The organism is Desulfovibrio sp. JC022 (assembly GCF_010470665.1).
Classification (GTDB): Bacteria; Desulfobacterota; Desulfovibrionia; order Desulfovibrionales; family Desulfovibrionaceae; genus Maridesulfovibrio.
The window spans coordinates 346937-362606 of the sequence record NZ_VOPZ01000004.1 but is presented as its reverse complement, the minus strand read 5'-3'; the positions used below and the strand labels follow the sequence as shown (position 1 = coordinate 362606).

At 49.1% G+C, this 15670-nt stretch carries 16 protein-coding genes; 6 read left to right on the top strand and 10 right to left on the bottom strand.

The features are described 5' to 3' along the window. Positions 1-14: 14 nt before the first annotated feature. Positions 15-1166, top strand: a complete 1152-nt coding sequence (locus tag FMS18_RS08650) for an SGNH/GDSL hydrolase family protein (RefSeq protein WP_239060991.1) — start codon at positions 15-17, stop codon at positions 1164-1166. Here the strand turns inward: FMS18_RS08650 and FMS18_RS08645 are convergent. From FMS18_RS08645 to gcvH, 5 genes are all read right to left on the bottom strand, one after another. After that, entirely contained in the window at positions 1163-1918 is a 756-nt protein-coding gene (locus tag FMS18_RS08645; RefSeq protein WP_163293484.1) for an ABC transporter substrate-binding protein, read from the bottom strand. The two genes, FMS18_RS08650 and FMS18_RS08645, sit on opposite strands and share 4 nt — an antisense overlap. Positions 1919-2227: 309 nt before the next feature. Continuing rightward, on the bottom strand, positions 2228-3610 hold the full coding sequence (locus FMS18_RS08640) for an NAD(P)/FAD-dependent oxidoreductase (protein WP_163293482.1): 1383 nt from the start codon (positions 3608-3610) through the stop codon (positions 2228-2230). Next, positions 3597-5042 (bottom strand): aminomethyl-transferring glycine dehydrogenase subunit GcvPB, encoded by a 1446-nt coding sequence (gcvPB, locus tag FMS18_RS08635; protein ID WP_163293480.1) that lies wholly within the window; start codon positions 5040-5042, stop codon positions 3597-3599. Before gcvPB ends, FMS18_RS08640 begins: the two co-directional genes overlap by 14 nt. Continuing rightward, entirely contained in the window at positions 5042-6373 is a 1332-nt protein-coding gene (gene gcvPA, locus FMS18_RS08630; protein WP_163293478.1) for an aminomethyl-transferring glycine dehydrogenase subunit GcvPA, read from the bottom strand. The genes gcvPB and gcvPA overlap by 1 nt, the downstream gene beginning before the upstream one ends. 88 nt (positions 6374-6461) lie before the next feature. Next, positions 6462-6842 carry a glycine cleavage system protein GcvH gene (gene gcvH, locus FMS18_RS08625; RefSeq protein WP_163293476.1) on the bottom strand — a complete coding sequence of 127 codons (381 nt, stop codon included), beginning with the start codon at positions 6840-6842 and terminating at the stop codon, positions 6462-6464. Between the two features lie 257 nt (positions 6843-7099). Between gcvH and FMS18_RS08620 the strand changes: the two genes are divergently transcribed. Genes FMS18_RS08620 through folE2 form a run of 3 tightly spaced genes read left to right on the top strand, consistent with a single transcriptional unit; the run spans position 7100 to position 8980 of the window. Beyond that, positions 7100-7771, top strand: coding sequence for a methyltransferase (locus tag FMS18_RS08620; protein ID WP_163293473.1), 672 nt, complete (start codon positions 7100-7102; stop codon positions 7769-7771). Between the two features lie 18 nt (positions 7772-7789). Continuing rightward, positions 7790-8209: a nickel-responsive transcriptional regulator NikR gene (nikR, locus tag FMS18_RS08615; RefSeq protein ID WP_163293471.1), complete on the top strand. Its 420-nt coding sequence runs from the start codon at positions 7790-7792 to the stop codon at positions 8207-8209. Beyond that, positions 8210-8980, top strand: coding sequence for a GTP cyclohydrolase FolE2 (gene folE2, locus FMS18_RS08610; RefSeq protein ID WP_163293469.1), 771 nt, complete (start codon positions 8210-8212; stop codon positions 8978-8980). It begins immediately after the preceding gene. Between the two features lie 156 nt (positions 8981-9136). Here folE2 and FMS18_RS08605 read toward each other — a convergent pair whose 3' ends face one another. From FMS18_RS08605 to FMS18_RS08595, 3 genes are all read right to left on the bottom strand, one after another. Then, positions 9137-10420, bottom strand: coding sequence for an agmatine/peptidylarginine deiminase (locus FMS18_RS08605; protein ID WP_163293467.1), 1284 nt, complete (start codon positions 10418-10420; stop codon positions 9137-9139). 17 nt (positions 10421-10437) lie between these two features. Further along, positions 10438-10887, bottom strand: coding sequence for a DUF1499 domain-containing protein (locus FMS18_RS08600; RefSeq protein ID WP_163293465.1), 450 nt, complete (start codon positions 10885-10887; stop codon positions 10438-10440). Positions 10888-11049: 162 nt separating this feature from the next. Further along, positions 11050-11481 (bottom strand): Rrf2 family transcriptional regulator, encoded by a 432-nt coding sequence (locus tag FMS18_RS08595; protein WP_163293463.1) that lies wholly within the window; start codon positions 11479-11481, stop codon positions 11050-11052. A gap of 246 nt (positions 11482-11727) precedes the next feature. Here FMS18_RS08595 and FMS18_RS08590 point away from each other — a divergent pair, with 246 nt between their 5' ends. Next, positions 11728-13134 carry an NAD(P)/FAD-dependent oxidoreductase gene (locus tag FMS18_RS08590; protein ID WP_163293461.1) on the top strand — a complete coding sequence of 469 codons (1407 nt, stop codon included), beginning with the start codon at positions 11728-11730 and terminating at the stop codon, positions 13132-13134. A 171-nt stretch (positions 13135-13305) separates the two neighbouring features. Here the strand turns inward: FMS18_RS08590 and FMS18_RS08585 are convergent, their stop codons facing one another. Together FMS18_RS08585 and FMS18_RS08580 are read right to left on the bottom strand one after the other, a co-directional pair. Further along, on the bottom strand, positions 13306-13623 hold the full coding sequence (locus FMS18_RS08585) for a type II toxin-antitoxin system RelE/ParE family toxin (protein ID WP_163293459.1): 318 nt from the start codon (positions 13621-13623) through the stop codon (positions 13306-13308). Continuing rightward, a complete protein-coding gene (locus tag FMS18_RS08580) occupies positions 13613-13894 on the bottom strand; it encodes a type II toxin-antitoxin system Phd/YefM family antitoxin (protein WP_163293457.1) in 282 nt (93 codons plus the stop codon). The genes FMS18_RS08585 and FMS18_RS08580 overlap by 11 nt, the downstream gene beginning before the upstream one ends. Positions 13895-14088: 194 nt before the next feature. On the opposite strand from FMS18_RS08580, the gene FMS18_RS08575 reads away from it, so the two are divergent. Continuing rightward, positions 14089-15498: a sugar porter family MFS transporter gene (locus FMS18_RS08575; protein ID WP_163293455.1), complete on the top strand. Its 1410-nt coding sequence runs from the start codon at positions 14089-14091 to the stop codon at positions 15496-15498. Positions 15499-15670 lie beyond the last annotated feature (172 nt).

Below are 15670 nucleotides of genomic sequence, written 5' to 3'. Positions count from 1 at the left end.
TGGGAAACTGTCAAATGGATTTCCTCGGCAGGGCGGTAGAAAAATCGGGACACCCGTGCACTTATCGTGTTCTGGCTTCCCCGTTTACTTATAACAGTTCTCCGGGAATTATTCCCGAAGAATTGGCTGCCATGGATGTAAAGTTCGGTCTGGATAAATATTACCATGATCGCAAGCTGGTCCACCAGTTCCAGATGATCGGGCCTGATGATCCTGATCCGCAGCTTATTGTGATGAATCTTTTTCATGAAAACAGTCCGCTTTTCGTGCATGGGGAATCCAAATACATATTTTTTGTCAATCCCGAAGCATGGCAGGAACATCCTGAATTTGAAGCGTGGATGAAGGGAAATTTCGGCATGGTGCAGGCAAAACCGGGCAGTTATCTGAAACGGTACCGGGAAATGCTTGGTAATCTGCGGGAACGTTTTCTGCAAGTACCCATCATTGTAGTCTCCCGGCTTTCCCATTATCCGGCATTCGGTCCGGACCCATATTCATATCTTGATGGCTGGTCTGATCTCTGGCGTACAGCCAAGCCGATTCTTAAAAGCTGGGAAAGTGAAATTGATAATCTAAACGTAATTGAAATGGATCGAATTTTTGGTGGAATCTGGAATAAGTCTGAAAAGAAGATTGAAGCTCATTGCCCGTTTTTAAAGTTTAAACTCACCGAGGAGAACAACACAATCACCGGACTGCATGCCAGCCGCGATGTTGAACATATCGGTTCCATGTGGCTTGTGCTTGCCGGAAAAATTGAGCAGTTTTTGAAAGAAGGACAAATAGATTATTCTGAGGAAGAAATTGTTCCCGATGAATGGTTACGCCCATGGCAACCTGAAAAATTTCCCGAAGACAAACTTATCAAGATGCTTTCTTCCGGGGCAAACTATCAGTGCGCACGGGCTATCGGATCTTTTTTTCTCGATCTGGGCAAAGATTATACGGACCTTTTGGCCCGGACAGCTGAGTTCACCCCGGTCTGTCACAGTACCCTGCACATGATTAAAACGTATTCACGTATCTGGCCTAATCCTGTTTTAGCGCATTGGTGTCAGGCACACCGCAATAAGGCTGCTTTATTTACTGCCAACGGGCCGCTTTACACACAGGATTATTTGAAGCGCATAGATGAGATTGAACGGTTTGTGCTGGGAGGTTAGTCGGCTGCTTGTAAACCGTATTTTTGCAGAATTTGTTGTAAACGACCTGATTGTTTCATTAGCGAAAGACAAAGGTTAAATTTCCTTACAAGCACAGACGGTGTACTCTTTTTGGAAAATGCTATGTAGTAATTTAGTCTTTTTTCCGTTCCTGCATAGGCGATATTTTTTATTTTTAACCTTTTCATTATCGCCAAACCAACGTCTTTGTTTGAATATACTGCATCAACTCTGCATCTAGCCAGTTTTTTGAATTGTGTCAGATCGTCCGGGGTTATATCTATATTTATGTTGTTGTCAGGGCCTATTACGAGTTTTTCCAAACTATAGGAGGTATTCGATGGGCCGTACGTCCCGATCGTCATGTTATGAAGGCTTGTAATTCCTTCATACTTTATTGGCTTATCCAGACATTCAAAGAAACCGTATTCGGTTGCTATTAAGGGAGGGCTGAAGTAAAAATCCTGAACTCGTTCTTTGTTTTTTCCTACCATGAAAAGGGCCTGAATCTGTCCTTTATTGCACATCGCCAGTGATCTGCGCCACGGATAAAGTCCAATACTACATTTTACATCAATCTTTTTGCATACCTCGCGCACGATTTCTGCCCCCGGACCTTTGATTTCTCCATTTTCTTCGTATGAGAATGGAAAAAAATCCTGAGTTGCAAATTTTATTTCCATGCGCGCTGCAGAACCGGTTGGGAATGCTACAATAATAAGTAGCACTAAAATGGAGACTGCTCTGGACATTATCACTCCGTGTTTCATAAAAATACCATTGCCGACCATATTAGCATGAGCAAATGGTAGTAGCAAATGAAGCATAAGAAAAGTCCTCTGCTCAAATGAACAGAGGACTTTTTGTATTTGGTAGATGTGTCGTGCGTCAGCGGCGAAGCCAAACTAAAGGTTTTTGAAGAGTCCAGAGAAACTTTTTACACAAATCCGCAGGAAAGCGGATTTGCCCGGTGCCTAAAAGCACCGCCCCGAAGGGGTAAGCCCCAGGAAGGGGCGCAATAAAAAGTTTCTTTGGCCCTCGGAGAGCCGCCGGAGGCATTCTTATTTCTGCTCCGCTTTCAGTGCACCAAGCAGTGCTTCATCCAGAGACGGATGGGGGAAGACTACCTTGTGGATGTCGTCCTTGGTCCAGCCTTCCTGTACTATCATGGCTGCTGCGGTGGTGAAGCCTGAGACATGGTGTCCTACTGCGGTGATCCCGGCAACTTTGCCATCAAGCCAGACCACTTTTACAAAGCCCTGCGTGGATGCATAGGCCTGCGCAATGGGGTTGGCTACCAGCGGGAAGGATGAAGTTTTAACTTCCCCCTGACCTTCTAGGTCGGCGGGCATGAGCCCTACACGCATGGTTTCCGGGGAACCGTAGAGAATGGACGGGATGGGACCGTGTTCGTATGCGTCTTCGGTTTTTCCGGCAATGCGGCGGACCACGTACCCGGCCTGATGGCTGGCGGCGTGGGCGAGCAGGATTTTGCCGTTCAGGTCACCGATGGCGTAAACGTTGTCGGCGGCTTCAAGGTTTTCGTTAACCTTGACGAATCCGGGACCTGCGGTTTCCACACCAAGTGCATCAAGACCGAGATCTGCGGAATTGGGGCGGCGTCCGATGGCGATGAGTGCCTTGTCGGCAGTGATTTCTTCACCGTCTTCTGTTCGCAGCACGGCTTGTCCGTTCTCGGCGGTCACGGATTTAACCTTCACACCGAGATTGAATTTCCACTTGTGACGCTTGAATACACCCTGCAAAGCTTTAGACACTTCCGGATCTTCATATACTGCGATGCGATCAAGGGCATCCACCACGGTGATTTTGCATCCTGTGCGGTGGGCGATCTGAGCCATTTCAAGACCGATAAAACCCGCTCCGATGACCAGCAATGAAGTGGGCATTTCTTCCAGCGCGAGAAATCCTGCATTGTCGAGAATGGTTTCGTTGTCTGGCTCAAGTCCGGGAAATACGGTTGGGTGGGAACCCGTGGCGAGGATCAGGTTTTTGTACTCAAGTACAGCCTGTTCTTCAGGGTGGGAAACCTCTACCTTGCCAGGCTCAATCACCTTGGCGACAGCGGGGTAGAGGTCGATACCCAGTTTTTTGGCTTTCTGGGCCATGGCCTTGCGGGTTGCCGCAATAAAGCGGTCTTTCTTTGTACACAAGGCTTTGAAATCGATTTCGATTTCACCCTTGGCAACGCGTGCCTTGGACTGGGCTGCCAGTTCTTCTACCGGAGAGGTTGCACCGAGGTACATTTTGGTGGGAATGCAACCCACATTGAGGCAGGTTCCGCCGAGCAGGTCTTTTTCAACCAGCGCGACTTTAATGCCTTCCTCCGCAGCTTCGAGGGCTGCGTCAAAACCACCCGGACCGGCCCCTACGACCACGAGGTCGTAGGAGCGTGATTCTGTCGGGAAACTATTTGATGTCATCAGTAATCACCATGGAACGTGCGGCCTTGGTCTCATCCAGTCTCTTTACAGAGGTGGTAAGCGGGGCGGCCTGCAACGCTTCGGGGTTCTTTTCCGCCATTTCAGCGATCTCAATGAGATCGTCGATAAAGAGGTCGATGGTTTCTTTATTTTCAGTCTCAGTAGGTTCGATCATCAGGCATTCCTTCACGATGAGCGGGAAGTAGATGGTCGGGGCATGATGTCCCTTATCCAGCAGTGCCTTGGCAACGTCGAGAGCGCGAACGCCGTTCTTGGCCTGCTCTACTGCGGATGCAACAAATTCGTGCATGCAGATGCGGTTGTAGGGAATCTCGTAATGGTTTTCGAGACGTTTGCGCATGTAGTTTGCGCTGAGGACCGCACCTTCAGTGGCGCGGGTCAGACCTTCGCGTCCGAGACGGAGCATGTATGCGTAAGCCTTAAGATAGACGCCGAAGTTGCCGTAGAAGGGGGCAACATAACCGATGGATTTCGGAGCGTCGTAGTCAAGGTAGTACTGACCGTCTTCCAGTTTTTCAACGCGGGAGATGGGCAGGAAGGGCTTAACCCTTTCACTTACACCGACAGGACCGGAACCGGGACCGCCGCCACCGTGCGGGGTACCGAGGGTCTTGTGCAGGTTGAGGTGCACGATGTCGAATCCGGCATCGCCCACGCGCAGCTTGCCCATGATGGCGTTCATATTTGCGCCGTCATAGTAGAGCAGGGCATCCTTTTCGTGGATCATTTCCACCAGTTCCTGCAAATGGGTCTCGAAAAGCCCAAGGGTGTTGGGGCAGGTCATCATTACGCCAGCCACCTCATCATCCAGAACCTCGGCGAGTGCTTCGGGGGTGATGATACCGTCTTTGGATTCAACGGAAACAACATCGTATCCGGCAACTGCGGCGGAAGCGGGGTTGGTGCCGTGGGCGGAATCCGGGCAGACGATCTTGGTTTTTTTATTGCCCTTGTCGCGATGGTAAGCGGCCATGAGCATAACCCCGGTCAGTTCGCCGTGTGCACCGGCCATGGGGTGCATGGTGAATGCAGCCATTCCGGTCAGTTCGCTGAGCAGGGATTCGGTTTCGTGGATAACCTCAAGTGCGCCCTGACAATGGCGGCCTGCTCCCTTAAGCTGGGATATAACCGGATGCAGCTTGGCGAATCCGGGCATGGCGGCCACTACTTCAGTGAACTTGGGGTTGTATTTCATGGTGCAGGAACCAAGGGGATAGAAATTGGAATCCACACCGAAGTTTTTCTGGGAGAGCAGGGTGAAGTGGCGGACCACGTCCAGCTCGGAAAGGGAGGGCATACCGGCTTCTTCACGCAGAAGCTCAGTGGGTATGAAGTCCTCGATTTTGGTCTTGGGTTCTTCAGGCCAGCAGCCTTCACGACCGGGAACGGATTTTTCAAATACTGTCTTCATTAGATTGTCCCCCGCAGAATTTCAGCAAAGATGCCGATCTGTTCTTCAGTGGTCTTTTCTGTGCAGGCCACCAGCAGTACGTTTTCAAATCCTTCGTAGTAGCGTCCCACAGGGAAGCCTGGGATGATGCCGCGCTCAGTGAGTTTGTCGATTACTTCGAAAGCATTGACCGGCAGGGATACTGCGAACTCATTACCAAAGGGACCCTTGGTAAACATTTCAACGCCGTCAATGGCGGTGAGTCGCTCTGCTGCGTAATGGGCGCGTTCCACGGAAAGTGTGGCAGTGCGGCGCAGACCTTCTTCGCCCAGCAGGCAGAGATGGATCAGGGTACGCAGGGCGCAGAGAGCCTGGTTGGAGCAGATGTTGGATGTCGCTTTCTGGCGGCGGATGTGCTGCTCACGAGCCTGAATGGTCAGTACGTAACCGGTCTTGCCGTCCTCGTCTTCTGTGCGTCCGGCAATGCGTCCCGGCATCTGGCGAACCAGAGCTTTGGTGCAGGTCATGATGCCGAGGTAAGGGCCGCCGAAGGACAGGGGCTGTCCGATGGACTGGCCGTCACCGATGGCGATGTCGGCACCCATCTGTCCGGGAGTCTTCAGAACAGACTGCATAACCGGGTAGGTGGACATGATTGCCAGAGCTTTGTGCTCATGAACTTTTTCAAACATTTCAGTGAAGTCGTTCACTGAACCGAAAAAGTTGGGGTTCTGAACAATCACAGCTGCGGTGTCCTTATCGACTGCTGCGGTGATGGACTTGACGTTGGTGCGGCCGTGGTTGTGGGGCACGGTGATAAGTTCAAGGTTCAGGTTGGTGGTGTATGAATCAAGCATGACCCGGTAGATGGGGTTCAGTGCTTCACTGACTATGATTTTTTTGCGTCTGGTTTTGCGCACAGCCATGAGAGTGGCTTCGTAGAGCGCGGACCCGCCGTCATAAACAGAGGCGTTGGCGTAGTCCATGCCCATGAGCCGCGCCATGGCGGTCTGGTATTCGAAGATCGCCTGCAAAGTTCCCTGAGAGGATTCCGGCTGATAAGGGGTGTAGGCGGTATAGAATTCGCTGCGGGAAGAGAGTGCATCAACCGCAGTGGGAATGAAATGGTCGTAGAATCCTGCTCCGAGAAAGCTGGTCAGGTCCGTGGTGTTCTTTGCTGCCATTTCTTCAAGCTGCTGCAAAACCGCCATTTCGCTTTTGCCTTTTGGCAGGGCAAAGCTTTTGGGGCGCAGTTCAGTCGGGATTTCGGCAAAGAGATCTTCCACGGAGTCCACGCCGATCACATCAAGCATTTCCCGGATTTCTTCCGGGGAATGGGGTACGTAAGGCATTATGTCCTCCGGTATAAAAATAAATCCCCGCTGACGTGAGCGGTCGGCGGGGATGTTTGTGTACTATATAGTAAAGAGCGGCTCCGGATTAGTGAGCGTCTTCTTCAGTAACCTTTTCGTAGGCTGCGGCATCAAGAAGTCCGTCAGTGGGGCCGGTGATTTTGATTTTCATGAGCCAGCCGTCACCGTAAGGATCTTCGTTGACTTTTTCGGGTGCGTCTTCCAGTGCTTCGTTCACTGCGACAACTTCGCAATCAACCGGAGCGTACATTTCGCTGGCAGCTTTTACGGATTCGATAGAGCCGAATTCGTCGCCTGCTGCGAAAGTGTCGCCTTCCTGCGGGAGTTCGACGAAAGTAAGGTCGCCGAGCTGTTCCTGAGCAAAATGGGTGATGCCGATAATACCGTTTTCACCGTCAACCTTGAGCCATTCGTGAGATTTGGCGTAAAGAAGTTCCTGCGGAATCATGTGGCCTCCTTCTGTGGATAGACTGATTTATGTTGTTATTTTGACCGTGTCTTTATGGATAACTCGCACCTGATAGCATTCCTGCCTGAGAAATAAAAGACTTGAACAGGGCTAATTTGCAGAAAAATATTCTGTAAAATTATTCATAAATTAAAATTGAATGATTTTATAATTTTGCAGCGATATATTTCGTGTTACTGAAACTTGTCTTTTGACGAAAATACGCATACTCAATAGGTCAAACAGGAGTTCTTTAATTGAAAGATTACATTTCCGGTGAACGGGAATTGATAGAAGTTAAAACCGCCGGAAGGGTTTGGAATATAGAACGTACAGCCGATCTTGAGACCCTTTGGGATGAAATCGGCGAAGATGAATTCGGCGATGATGAACGGCTTCCCTATTGGGCTGAACTCTGGCCTGCCAGCGTTTTGCTGGGGGAGTGGCTTTATCGTAATTCAGATCTGATTAAAGGACGTAAATGTCTTGATCTCGGTTGCGGGCTGGGGCTTACCGCTGTTATCGGTCAATCACTTGGCGCAGAAGTTGTCGCTTTTGATTACGAATTGCCGCCGCTTTATTTTGCAAAAGATAACGCCGTTTCCAACGGAACCGCTCAGCCGCTCTGGTTGCAGATGGACTGGCGTGAACCGTCCCTTGCCGAGAATTCTTTTGATTTTATCTGGGGCGGGGATATCCTCTACGAAAAAAGATTTTTTGATCCGCTGGAAAAACTTTTCCGGTGCGTACTAAAGCCGGGCGGAGCCATTTGGATGGCTGAGCCGAGGCGTGATGTTTCTGTCCCGGTTTGGGATAAGCTCGAATCGTTGGGCTGGAAAACATCGCTGCCCCTGACTGAAAAGGCCGCCTGCTGCAATGCGGAAATGACAGTTAATATCCGGGAAGTTGTTCCCGGCAAATCCATATGATTTTTACGGAGGTTTGAAATGGGTAAAACAATTCGTTTCGGGGTTTCCCTTGATTCCGATCTTCTTGAAAAATTTGATAAACTTTGTGACGAGAAAAGTTACCAGACCCGCTCGGAGGCCATTCGTGACTTGATCCGCAACATGCTGGTGGAAAAGGAATGGGATGAGACCGAAGGGCAAATGGCCGGGACTCTTTCTCTTGTTTACGATCATCACCAGAGCGGGCTTTCACAGCGGCTGACAGAATTGCAGCACGACAGCCACGACCTGATTATGTCCACCCTGCACGTGCATCTGGATCACGATAATTGCCTCGAAGTCATGGTGCTCAAGGGTGACGGCAAGCAGATTAAAGAGCTTGCCCATCGTTTGATTTCCACCAAGGGCGTTAAGCACGGCAAGCTCGGGCTGACTACTACTGGTGAGGAACTCGTTTAAATGGAAGACGTACAGAACAGTCCTGCAAAAGTTGCTATGTCCATCGACCGGGTCGGCGTGCGGGATTTGACCCTCCCCCTTGTGGTGCGTGACCGGGAATCCGGCAGCCAGTCCACTATGGCTAAAGTTGCTTTATCCGTAGACCTGCCCGCGCATTTCAAGGGCACTCATATGAGTCGTTTTGTAGAAGCACTGGAAGACTGGACCGAAGAGTTGGACTACAAAAGTTTCCACAACCTGCTCAGCGATATCCTGCGCCGTCTTGAAGCTAAAAGTGCGCATGCTGAGCTGAGTTTCCCTTACTGTCTGCAAAAGACTTCCCCTGTCAGCGGGCGTAAGGGTATCATGAGCTACGAATGCACGGTGGAAGGGGAAATGGTCGGGGATAATCTGGAATTCACCCTCGGTGTGAAAGTTCCGGTTATGACCGTCTGTCCCTGCTCCAAGGCCATCAGCGACGAAGGTGCCCACAGTCAGCGGGCGGTGGTACACATCAAGACCAAATCCAAGGGCTTCGTCTGGATCGAAGATCTGGTGGAAATTGCCGAAGGCTCAGGATCATGCGAAGTTTTTTCTCTGCTCAAGCGTGAGGATGAAAAACACGTTACTGAAAAAAGTTTTTCAAATCCGACCTTCGTGGAAGATGTGGTCCGCAATGCTGCTATGGGGCTGGAAAAACACCCTAAAATTTCGTGGTATCAAGTGGATGTGGAAAGTTTTGAATCAATTCACAATCATTGTGCCTTTGCAAGTATTGCCAAGCCGGAATAAGTGCTTACTATTATAAGTAAGGAGGCAGAGGGGAATCTTCCCCACCTGATCTCCGCCGACAGCCGCAGTTGCTTACCGAATGGATTGAGCGATTGCGGCGACACTTTGAGTGATAAAAAAACTCCCGCTGGATTTTCCGGCGGGAGTTTTTTTGATTTACTTACCTGTATACGGCTCTTGCTGCGTGGAGCAGTGGATTCCGCCGCCCCCGAAATTTATTGCGAGGGTGTTGATCGTAACGACTTTGTGGTTGGGAAAGGTCTTTTTCAGGACTGCCAGTGCTTCGGCGTCGCGTTTTTTTATTTTTTCAGGCAACCCTTCATGCCAGTATTTCTGGGTCAGCACTACGCCGTTGGAAATCAGGAAGTTGCAATAGCTTTGGGCCGGGACAATCTGTACCGGCTGGCCGACCGGGAAAGCTGTGCCGTCTGTAAAACGGGGAAACGAGACCAGCCCGTAGTATGCTCCATCCTGCGGAGTGATTTCAAAATACAGTGTTTCCGGCATGGGAATGCGGATGATTTTGAACGGCTTGCCGTCCTGATCCACTGCGTTTTTCAGAATGTGATAATTTTCTTCCATGCGGCGACGGTTCTCAGCCTCAACCGGACCTTGGGCCGCTTCTTCTTCACTCACCTCAGCCAGCAGGATTGTGTCCGGGGCTACGAAACGGCAAAATTCATCGATGTGATTGTTAGCCGCGCCGCTGCGGTAAGCAACCCCTTTGCCTTCCGGTCCGGGCAGAGTGCTCACGTTGTATGCATCGTCATCAACAGTTCCTCTTTTCAGCCAGATGACGTTGGTTGCCCCCAGCATCTCCTTAAGTTCCGCTTCAATATCTTCCCGTGAAAGGTTGGGATTGCGCTGAAATTCGCAGGCTTCGGTGACCAGTATGGTGCCCTTGCCGTTAAGCTCCCGGTCGCCGCCTTCGCTGACCAGTCTGGTCATTCTGGATGGGAGGTTAAGTTGCTTGGCCATATCACGGTCAACTCGCTCCATTATCCGGGACTGGATATCTGATTGCGGAAAGTATCCCCAGCAATTAAATCCGAAGTCGGCTATGCTTTTCTGGTTCTGGTTATTTAAGGTAAATACAGGGCCGAAATCCCGCCAGTAAAGCATGGTGAAGGGGATAGTCTGGAATGAAATTTTATCCATGGGCAGGTTGTTCTTTTTCAGCAGGGACTGCACATGTTTGCGCTGGTTTTCTCCGGGCACACAGACGGTGATGTCGGTATATGGAGCAAGGTTTTTGGCAATTTCCAGCAAAACATCGTCGGTGTGGTATCCTTTTACATATTCTTTGCTCAGCCAGCCGAGATAAACACGTTCTTGTTTTTCAAATTCGCCGGGGAATCTCCATTCCGCGGAGAATACAGCTGTCGAGCTAATGATAAATGTTGCCGCAAGCAAAATAATTAATTTGCCATATTTCATCATCGTATGAACTCCCGTTTTTATTCCTGTTCAAAAAGTCTGCGTAATTCTTCAACCCGCTTTTTGTTCACCCCGAAATCCGAATAACCCAGCCGTGCTGCGGAACGGATATCAATTTTGCCTTCCGCTTCATTATAAATGCACTCAAGGTCATCCACAAAGCGGAACCATTTGCTCCTGAATTCAGCGTGCAGATATGGGCCGCTGCGGGTGGTGATTTTCCCGCCCATTTGTTTGATGCAGGTGCGTAATTTTTTCATAACCTGCTTATTTGATCCACTGGCTTTGAATGATTGGATCGTATGTTCTTTGTCGTTTTCTTGTGAAGATACACAGTTAGGGCTGTTCGGGCAGAGCGAGAGGTTGCCGCCGGTTATGCCTAAGTTTTCCGGGGGAGATGAAAAATGGGCGGCAGTGAAGAGGGCTGCGGCACAAATAATGACAATAAGTACGGTTAGTTTGTAAATCATGAAAGCAGGCTACTGCATTGTGCAGGCAAAATGCAAGGGAATTAGTTGAGAGACGTTAGCGGAGTTACGAACAATCTGTGGAAAACTTTGTGCGTAACAATAGGCAACCCCTGAGCCGCAGCTACGGATCAGGGGTGGAAAAGTTTTTATCAGGAGGATAGGCTAGTAAGGATTGGTCTTAATACAGAAGGAACCTTCTTTGAGCAGGTCGGCGATGGAGATTTCGTCAAGGGCTGCGTACATGGCTTTGCTGGCTTTAATCCAGACTTCACGGGTAGGGCAGTTTTCAATGCGTCCGCAGAGTTCATCGTTTTCAAGGCATTCAACCAGTCCGGCTTCTCCTTCAAGGCTTCTGACTACCGCGCCTACGGTGATGTCTTCCGGGGGCATAGCCAGTGAATGGCCGCCGCCGGGCCCGCGCTTACTGGAGATAAAGCCGGCCTTTTTCAACTCACGGATAAGTTTTTCAAGATATTTTGTAGAAAGCCCCTGTCGGCTGGCAATGTCGCTGATACGCACCGGGCCTGATGTACAGTGCATGGCGATATCAAGTATCATTCTGGTTCCGTATCTGCTTCTGGTTGTCAGTCTCATGAATTTTCCTTTTTGGTTTAATAAACCATGTAGAAAAGTAATTGCTCCGGGTCAAGAGGGATTGCTCCGAGAGTAACCGATTGTTTGCTGTGTGCGAGTTAACATGTTATTTATATTGATGTTTCATTTGATTTGAAAAAGAATAATAAAAGGTTGTGTTTTTGAAAATATCTGGTTAAAAGCGTATATTGGCATGTCTGCGCGTGTTGTGTAAGGCAGACTAAAAAGACCAATCTGGAGTATATTATGAGCCCGAAAGAGAACGGGAAAAAAGAGTTTGATGTAATTATTGTCGGCGGCGGCCCTGCGGGCCTTTTCGCAGCCTACTACCTTGGCGAGAATACCGACCTTGATGTTCTGGTCATTGAAAAGGGAAAGGCGTCCCTGAAAAGACATTGTCCCATAACCGGGGATCAGGAATGCATTAAATGCAAACCCTGCAACATCCTTTCCGGTGTTGGCGGGGCTGGGCTTTTTTCCGACGGTAAGCTCAACTATATCCATAAACTCGGTAAGACCGACCTTACCCAGTTCATGTCTGTTTCCGAGGCTAAAGCCCTCATTGATGAAACTGAAGAAATTTTCAACCGCTTTAACATGGACGGTCAGGTTTACCCCACCGACATGGAAGAGGCTAAGAATATCAGGAAGGATGCCCTTAAGAACGGCATTGACCTGCTGCTGATCAAGCAGAAGCACCTTGGTAGTGATAACCTGCCCGGACACATTGCCGGAATGGCCGACTACTGCATGGAAAAGGGTGTGACTTTCCGTACCGGTGAGCATGTAGATGATATCCTCATCGAGAATGGCGAACTGGCCGGGGTTGTTACTAAGAAGAATGAATACCGTGCCAAGAATGTTATCCTCGCTCCGGGCCGTGTGGGTTCCGAATGGATGGGATCTGTCGCTAAAAAGCACGATCTTGCCATTACTCAGCGTGGTATTGAGGTTGGCGTGCGTGTTGAAGTCCACGGCGATATCATGCGTGATCTTTGTTCCGTGATTTACGATCCCACTTTCTTTATTCGTACCAACACCTATGATGATCAGGTGCGTACTTTCTGCACCAATCAGGGCGGATTTGTAGCTCTTGAAAATTATCAGGATTTTGTCTGCGTAAACGGTCACGCTTACATGGACAAAAAATCCGAGAACACCAACTTCGCCTTCCTGTCCAAGGTTGTGCTTGAAGAGCCAGTTACCGACAATCAGGCATACGGTGAATCCATCGGTAAGCTCGCTACCATCATTGGCGGCGGCAAACCTATTCTTCAGCGTTTCGGTGATCTTAAGCGCGGTCGTCGTTCCACATGGAACCGCGTACGCAACAGCTTTGTTGAGCCGACCATGAAAAACGTTACCTGCGGTGATATCGCCATGGCCCTGCCTGAGCGTATCGTGCGTAACCTCATCGAAGGTCTTGAAAAGCTGAACGACGTAGTGCCCGGAGTTGCCAACGAGGAAACTCTGCTCTACGCACCGGAAATCAAGTTTTTCTCCACTCAGGTGGAAACCAGCGATCAGCTTGAAACCGCGCTTGAAGGTCTCTTCGTAGCCGGTGACGGTCCCGGTGTGGCAGGAAACATTGTTTCCGCTTCCGCTACCGGTATTATTCCCGCTAAAGAGATTGCTGCTAGAGCTAAGAAGTAGGGATGCGCTTCGCGCGTTTAAGAATGAATTGATTTCGCCTCCGGCGGCTTAAACCCTTTTGCAAAAGGGTTTAAGAATCCCAAAAACTTTTAATAGTTTGGGATAGCCGTTAGATATAAAAATTGTCTCATGAAAAAGGAGATACTGACTTTGGGTCGGTATCTCCTTTTTTTAGTCTATAAGTCTTTGAGTCAGCAAAGGAACAAGGTCGCGGCGTTTGTCGACAATTAAATATACGCGAACCGTTTCAGCGTTTACTTTGTATATGATTCGGTAACAATCGCAGAAAATTTCTCTATAAACATTTAGGCCAAATTCAAATAACTCCCGAACGCGGACTCCTCGGCTTGGGAGTTGTTGCAGGCTGTAGAGTGAGTTTTCCAGTCTATCGAGAATTTTATTTGCCTGCTCTTTGCAATCATTTTGTTTGATGTAGTGAACAATATCCTGCAAATCCTGATTTGCTGCCTCAGTCAGTCTAACTTTCATCTTGTTCCAACTCTTCTCTTAATTGGCTGAAAGCAACATCTGCATCAACGTATTTTCCTTCAGCGAACTGCTTTTCGCCGTGAGCGAGTATTTTGAGCAGAGCAAGAGTTTCCTGTGTTTTTTCGTAGTCACGGATATCCTGTACAACCACCTTGGCTTCCCCGTTTTGGGTGATAAAATAAGGCTCACGTTTTTCGCGTACTTCTTTGAAAACTTTGGAAGTGTTGTTTTTCAAGTAGCTGATGGGCTTGACCTGTTCTGATAATTTCATGATGTTTTCCTGTGTTTTTTAAATCTTTATTCCGGTCTTAATTTAGGTCTTAATTAAGGTCTGGTCAAGGTGCTGTCAGGTCAAAAGCAATTTAACCATTTTGAAATGACACACGTTGCTGAGTATGTTACCGAATTATATTGTGATCCGTGTTCTTCAATGTTGAATTACAATTTATCTGTGTGAGGACCTTTATGACCAGCCCTACTCCCGCCACCAAACAATCTGCATCTGTAATATTCGTCCTGCTTATTTCCGCTGCCGCAGCACTCGGCGGCTTTCTCTTCGGCTTTGATACTGCTGTAATAAACGGCGCGGTGGTTGCGCTGGGTGATCATTTCAAGGTCGGCCCGGTGTTGGTGGGGATGTCTGTGTCGCTTGCGCTTATCGGGTCCGCCATCGGTGCTTTGCTTTCAGGGCCTGTTTCGGATCGATACGGACGTATCAAACCCATGTTGATTGCCGCATTTTTATTTACCATCAGCGGAATCGGGGCCGGTTTTCCGGTCAGCGTCTGGGATTTTATTTTCTGGCGTTTCCTCGGCGGGGTGGGCATCGGTCTTGCCAGTGCCATTACCCCGGCTTACATCGCGGAAATTTCTCCGGCAAACCTGCGCGGAAGCTTCGGTTCATTGCAGCAGCTTGCCATTGTGGTGGGTATTTTTGTGGCTATGCTCAGTAATTATATGCTGGTGGGCATTGCCGGGGGATCGGCGGATAATGTGCTCTGGTTCGGTTTTGAAACCTGGCGTTGGATGTTCTGGGCCGAGGTTCCGCCTGCGTTGCTGTATGGTTTTGCGGCCCTGATGATCCCGGAATCACCTCGTTATCTGATCGGCACCGGACGGGAAGATGAGGCTGAGCGGATTCTGGGGCGGGTCCTCGGTGAGAGTGTTCTGGAGAAAATTGAGGAGATCAAGCTTACCCTAAAAGATGAAAGCAGGGCTTCGTTCGCGGCAATCAAGGGAAAGTTCGGCTTTAAGCCCATTGTCTGGATTGGTTTGGGGCTGTCTGTTTTGCAGCAATTTGTAGGTATCAACGTAATTTTTTACTACGGCTCCATGCTTTGGCGCAGTGTGGGGTTTTCCGAAGAAAATTCTTTGTGGATTACGGTGATTACCGGAGTTGTGAACATCGTTACCACGTTGGTTGCTATTGCTTTGATCGACCGGGTGGGACGCAAGCCGCTGCTTTTGGCCGGTTCTGCCGGGATGTTGGTTACCCTTGGGATTTTGGCTTACCTGTTCGGGCATGCACCGCTTGATGCAGCAGGACATCCGGTTTTGAGCGGGACTTCTGCCACCACCGCACTTTATTCTGCCAATCTTTATGTATTCTGTTTTGGTTTTTCATGGGGGCCGATAGTCTGGGTGTTGCTAGGCGAGATGTTCAACAACCGTATCCGTGCCTCGGCCCTTGCTCTTGGCGCGGGAGCCCAGTGGGTGGCAAACTTTATTGTTTCAGCTTCTTTTCCTTCGCTTGTTAACCGGGTCGGATTGGGGGTTACCTACTCCATTTATGCTTTTTTTGCGGCTGTTTCTTTTCTGTTTGTTTTGTTTTTGGTTCGGGAAACCAAAGGCAGGGAATTGGAAGATATGGAGTAAATTTTGTTCATGAAGCACAAAATCAGGATATTCGACTGTTTTTTAATTGATTTTTGCAAGAAAAAATTAATTGCTTATTGACTTTGTGTCATTTCATTGACAGTGAATGTGTAAGGTTGACCCATATTTATATGATGGGGCAGTCCGTACAAGGTGGAACAAAACGAAAAAG